A 6,072-nucleotide genomic window follows, 5' to 3' on the forward strand; every position below is an offset into this window, starting at 1 on the left:
CGACGAAGACGGTCACGCCGACCGGCGGCTGCCCGCCGTGCGCCCGGAACGCCGCCAAATGCGTTGCGATGCCGGCCTTGTCGTCGGCGCTGCCGCGTCCATAAAGCCGGCCACCGCGTTCGGTGGGTTCGAAGGGTGGCGACGCCCACTGGCCGGCATCGCCTTCGGGTTGCACGTCGTGGTGGGCGTACAGCAGCACGGTCGGCGCGCCCGGCGGCGCGGGATGCCGCGCGATGACCGCAGGGGCGCCGTCCTCGCTGACGATCTGCACATCGCCAAATCCGGCCTGCGACAACAGGTCCGCCACCGCTCGCGCGCTGCGGTGCACCTCGTCGCGTCGGCCCGGGTCGGCCCACACCGATTCGATGCGCACCAGGTCCTCGAGGTCGCGCCGCACCGACGGCAACACCTCGCGGACGCGCTCCACAAGATCACTCATGACCGCGAGGCTAGTCGCGCGGCCGGCGGACCCTCCCGGCGAGCGTCCCCAAATGTCACCGTTTACCGGCGTGTTGTGTACAAACACGGCCGCTCGGCAACGCTCAGGTCGTCTCCAGGATCGCCACCGCGGCGGCGGTGTCCCCCTCGTGCGTCAGCGACACGTGAATCGTCACGTCGGCCAGGTGTTTGGCGATGTCGCCGCTCAGCCGCACCCGCGGCCGCCCCCACATGTCGGTGACCACCTCGATGTCGCGGTGGATGTCCTCGGGCAGCACGGGCCGCTGCGCGAACCGCGATCCCGACCACGCCTTGATCACCGCCTCCTTGGCCGCCCAGCGCGCCGCCAGGTGGCGCGCGGCCGAGGAACTCTTGTCCGAGGCGTCGCGACGCTCACCGGGCGTGAAGGTCTCGGAGAAGACGGTTCCCGGCTGGTCGACCTGCTCGGCGAAATCAGGGATGGAGACGACGTCGATCCCCACACCGACAATTCCCATGGGACGCCAGGCTAACGGACGGTCTCGCCCGGCGACGATGCGGTCCGCGCCGCGGAGCGAGGTGGGGGCACCTCCCGCTTGCGGGGGCAAGCCGGGCAATAAGGCGACGACGTCATCCGGCGGGAACCTCGTAGGCGTCGCCCCCGCCCAGCCGGGACGCCGGGTTCAGCAGCATCGCCGCCTCCTGCCGCTTCTCCGGTACGTCGTGGTCGAAGCGACGGTCCGGTGGCCGCTCGTACATCGGCGCGCCCCCGGCGATGGCCGAGGCCAACCGGCGCTGACCGGCCAGCAGCCGCGCCTCCGCGCGCTTCTGGTAGTCCGCGCGCTGCTCGGGGTTGAGCGTGGCGATGAAGGCCTGCGGGTGCACCAGCGCCACCAGTCCGGACACGTGGCCGAACCCGAGGCTGGTCAGCATCCCCGCTTTGAGCGGGAACTTCTCGCCCAGCCGCAGCGTCTCACGCACCCAGACGAAGTGGGCCGACCCGGCGAGCTCGTCGTCGACGCAGTCGAGGCTGCGGTTGGGCGGGATCACCCCGTCGCGCAGCATCTGGCACAGGCCCATCATCTGGAAGACGGCCGCGCCGCCCTTGGCGTGGCCAGTGAGGCTCTTCTGCGACACCACGAACAGCGGGGCGCCCTCCGAGCGGCCCAGCGAGTCGGCCAACCGCTCGTGCAGCTCAGTCTCGTTGGGATCGTTCGCCAGCGTGGACGTGTCGTGCTTGGAGATCACCGCGATGTCGTCGGCGCCGACGCCGAGCTTGGCCAGCGAGCGCGCCAACGCCGAATCCTTGCCGCCGCGGCCGGCGCCCAGTGCGCCCAGACCCGGGGCCGGGATCGAGGTGTGCACGCCGTCGGCGAACGACTGCGCGTAGGCCACCACAGCCAGGACCGGCAGACCCATCTTGAGGGCCAGGTCGCCGCGGGCGAGCAGGATGGTACCGCCGCCCTGCGCCTCGACGAATCCAAGGCGCCGCCGGTCGTTGGGCCGGGAGAACTTCGAATCGTGAATGCCCCGGCCGCGCATCATGGATGTGTCAGCCGTGGCCGCCATGTCACCGAAGCCGATGATCGCTTCCAGCGTCAGGTCATCGAAGCCGCCGGTGACGACCAGTTCGGCCTTGCCGAGGCGGATCTTGTCGACGCCCTCCTCGACCGATACCGCCGCGGTCGCGCATGCGCCGACCGGGTGGATCATCGCGCCGTAGCTGCCCACATAGCTCTGAATGACGTGCGCGGCAACGACATTCGGCAGGACTTCCTGCAGGATGTCGTTCGGCTTGTTCCGGCCAAGCAGGTTGCCGTGATACATGGTCTGCATCGACGTCATCCCGCCCATGCCGGTGCCCTGGGTGCTGGCGACCAGGCCCGGGTGGACCCACCGCATCAGCTCGGTGGGGGTGAATCCCGACGACAGGAACGCATCGACGGTCGCGACAATGTTCCACAGCGCCACCCGGTCGGTAGAGCTGGCCATGTCCTGGCTGATGCCGTACACGGTCGGATCGAATCCGGTGGGGATCTGTGCGCCGACGACCCGCGACAGCTTGGTCTTGCGCGGTACCCGGATCTCGGTGCCGGCCTTGCGCGTGACCTGCCAGTCGCTCGAATCGGGGACCGGCCGAATGACGGTGTGCTCCGGATCGAATTCGACGAACCCGCGAGCGTCGGCCTCCGAGGAGACGACGAAGGTGAAGTCCTTGTCCAGGAACACCGACACCAGCAGCGGCGACGCGTGATCGGGGTCGATCGCGCCGTCATCGACGAATTCGCGAATGCCCACCCGCTCCACGACGACGTCGTGGTAACGCTCCACCAGCTCGGCCTCGTCGACCAGATCGCCGGATTTCGTGTCGTACCAACCGGGTTGCGGGTCGTCCTCCCAGCGGATCAGTCCCGTGGTCCAGGCGAGCTCCAGGACGCCCGCCGCCGACAGTTCGTTGTCAACTTCCATCTCGAACCGGGTGCGCGACGAACCGTAGGGCCCGATCTCGGCGCCACCGACGATGACCACCAGGTCGGCCGGGTCGACGTCGAGGTCTGCCCATTCCGGCGGGGGTGCTGGGGTGAAGCCGCGCGGCGGGGACGGCAGCGCGGCGATGGTGCCCTCGGGCGCACCGTCTTCCGTTGTCTGCTCGCCCGACGTGGCCTGCTCGCGGGCTTTCGCAGCCAGTTCGGCCATGTCCAGGTTGGCTTCGCCGAGACCGCCGGTGAGGTCCGCCCTGATCGGCGCGCCGGCCGCCGCGACCTTCGACTCGACGTCGCACAGGCCCAGCAGCATGGCCGCCATCTCGTCGGTGGAGTAGGTGGTGACCCCGGCTTCCTCGACGGCGTCGACGATGGCGTCGTTGTGTCCCATCAGCCCGGTCCCGCGGGTCCAGCCGATCAGCGCGTGCGCCAGGCTGACCCGGGAGGCCCAGGAGGATTCGGCGTGCCAACGGGTCACCAACGCGTCCAGCGCCGACTTGGCTTCGCCGTATGCGCCGTCACCGCCGAACATTCCGCGGTTGGGCGAGCCGGGCAGCACCACGTGCAGCCGCGATGCGATGTCGCGCTCGGCGCCGATCTTGGACAGGCCGCCGATCAGCCGCTGCACCGCCCACAGCAGCACCTTCATCTCCATCTCGGAGCGCGAACCGGCCTCCGAGAGGTCGCCGGCCACCCGGGGCGCCGCGAACGGGAACAGCAGCGTGGGGGTCTGCGCGTCCTTGATGTGAATGGATTGCGGCCCAAGGCTTTCGGTCTGCTCGGTACCAATCCATTCGGCAAGCGCGTCGATGTCGGAGTAGGACGCCATGTTGGCGGCGACCACCCATAGCGCCGCGCCGTAGCGGGCGTGATCCCGATACAGCCCGCGGTAGAACGCCAGCCGCTCCTCGTCGAGCTTCGATGTGGTGGCGATGACGGTGGCTCCACCGTCGAGCAGCCGCGCGACCACCGACGCCGCGATCGAACCCTTCGACGCGCCCGTCACCACAGCGACCTCGTTGCTGTAGGGGCCCGGGTCGGGGTTCTCCGCGCCCGCGGCGATGCGGCCGTACAGCGACGCGTGAATCTGTCGACCGGCCGCCAGCGACTTGCCCTGCCACCAGGTGGCCTGGGTGGCCACGACGTGGCCTGCGCCCTCGAACCTTTCGGACAGGCCCTGCCACTGCGCGTCGATGTCGCCCTCGTCGGTCAGCCAGAGCTTGACCAGGTCCTCACGCGCGCTAGCCCACCGGTCGTCGAACACGACGGCCTTCTTGGCGTCGAACACTGGCGCCACCAGACGCGGCCAGTCCGCGCCGAGTTCGGCGGTGACCAGATCGATGAGCTCGGCGTCCGTGGCCGTCGGGATGGCGCTGACGGGATCGTCGTGGCCCAACTGGTTGAGGATCAGGCGGGCCGCCGAGGCGAGCACGCCGTCGCGACCGGTGATCTGGTCGGTGAATTCGCTCAACGCGGCCGCGTCGACCGTCGCACCGCCACCGCCGCCCGACGACGGCAGCGCCACCGCGATGCCGCGGCGCGCGGCGACCGAGGTCACCGCGGCGTCGATGACCTTGTCGACGGAGGCGGCGTCGGCCAACGCGCCCTCGTGCAGGTGGCCGATGGCGCCGCCGCGCACACTGGTGCCCTCGCGGGTTCCCAGCGCCACTTCGACCGTGACGTGCTTGGCCCAACCGTCGCCGAGCTCCCAGGTCTTCTTGACCCGCTCGGCGATGGCGGCCGGCCGCTTGCCCGAGGGCCCCAGCACCGTGCGCAGCTGGTCGTTGATCGCATCGGAAAGCACTGGGCCGAAAGGTTTGTACGTGCGCGCCAGCTTGGTCACCTGCGACCGCAGCCCGGCGAGGTCGGCCTCGGCGGCGCCGTCGATGGCGCCCAGGTTCAGCTCCGAACCGAGGTCCACCAGCAGCTGGTTGCGCCGCGACGAGGCCCCGTCGGTGATGGACTCGATGGAGTCCAGCTCCTCGATCTGGTCGATGCGCATCTTGGCCGACAGCGCGATCAGCGCCAGGGTGGCGTCGGCGGCGTCGAAACCGATGTCGTCGGGACGCGGAGCACCCGACGGAGCAGTGGCGGGAGCCGCAGCGACGGCCGGGGCGACATCAGACGAGGGCGCACCGTCCGCGGCGGCGGCCGCGGAATCAACCGCGGCCTCCTCCGGCTCCGGCTCGGGATCGGTGTCGGTGGCGAACAGCACTGCGGCGTCGCGCTCAGCGTTGAGCACTTCGACTGTGCTGTGGGCATATTCGGGCAACTTGAGGGTGTTGGTGGCCAGCCCGGCGACGGTCGGCGCCGACTTCACGCCGATCTCGACGAACCGCTCCACACCCAGACCGCCCGCGGCTTCCTCGGTGAACAGCAGGTCCTGGGTTTCGATCCAGCGCACCGGGCTGGCGAACTGCCAAGCCAGCAGCTCGATCAAGACGATGCGCGCCATCTCGTTACGGCGCTCACTCAGCCAGGTTTCGTAGTCGGCGAGGATCGCATCGAGCGGCTCGGCGGGCACCAGATCCCGAATCTCCTGGATGAAGTCGCGGTCCAGGGTGAACGGACGCGGCACCAGGTTCGGGATGTAGCGCCCGATGATGACGTCGGGATCCTTGTCGCGCGGCATGACCCGTTCCAGTGAGCGGCGGAACTCCGCGACCCCGACGCGCAGCACCCGGGAATGGAACGGCACGTCGATGCCCGGCACCAGAATGAACGACCGCTTCCCGCCGGTGAGCTCGCGACGCCGCTCCACCTCGGCTTCCAGCTCCTCGAGGCCGCGCACCGTGCCGGCGATCGCATACTGCGAGCCGCGCAGGTTGAAGTTCACGATCTCCAGGAACTCACCTGTGCGCTCGGCGATTCCGGCGACGAACGCGGGCACCTCGTCGTCCGGCAGGTCGATCTGCGAGGGTCGGATCGCCGCCAGCCGGTAGTTGGAGCGGCCCAGCTCGTCGCGCGGGACGATGTCGTGCATCTTGGAGCCGCGGTGGAACACCGTCTCCAGCAACGCTTCCAGCTCGTAGATGCCGGTCACGCAGGCCAGGGCCGTGTACTCCCCGACCGAGTGGCCGCAGGCGATGGCATCCTCGACGAAGGCGCCCTGCTCGCGCATCTCGGCGACCTGCGCCGCCGCCACGGTCGCCATCGCGACTTGGGTGAACTG

At 69.7% G+C, this 6,072-nt stretch carries 3 protein-coding genes; all 3 read right to left on the reverse strand.

Features of this window, described 5'->3' with window-relative positions:
* Positions 1-439: M20/M25/M40 family metallo-hydrolase (locus A9X04_RS13195; protein WP_156764345.1), on the reverse strand; the 439-nt coding region annotated here is incomplete at its 3' end.
* A 103-nt stretch (positions 440-542) separates the two neighbouring features.
* Positions 543-935, reverse strand: coding sequence for a holo-ACP synthase (locus A9X04_RS13200; protein ID WP_065444533.1), 393 nt, complete (start codon positions 933-935; stop codon positions 543-545).
* Positions 936-1,047: 112 nt separating this feature from the next.
* Positions 1,048-6,072: type I polyketide synthase (locus A9X04_RS13205; RefSeq protein WP_156764346.1), on the reverse strand; the 5,025-nt coding region annotated here is incomplete at its 5' end.

The sequence above is a fragment of the Mycobacterium sp. E3247 genome, from assembly GCF_001667785.1.
In the GTDB taxonomy this organism is placed as follows: domain Bacteria; phylum Actinomycetota; class Actinomycetes; order Mycobacteriales; family Mycobacteriaceae; genus Mycobacterium.

Coding starts and splice junctions, on each gene's coding strand:
- A9X04_RS13200 (WP_065444533.1), bottom strand. CDS start 935: ATGGGAATTGTCGGTGTGGGGATCGACGTCGTCTCCATCCCTGATTTC.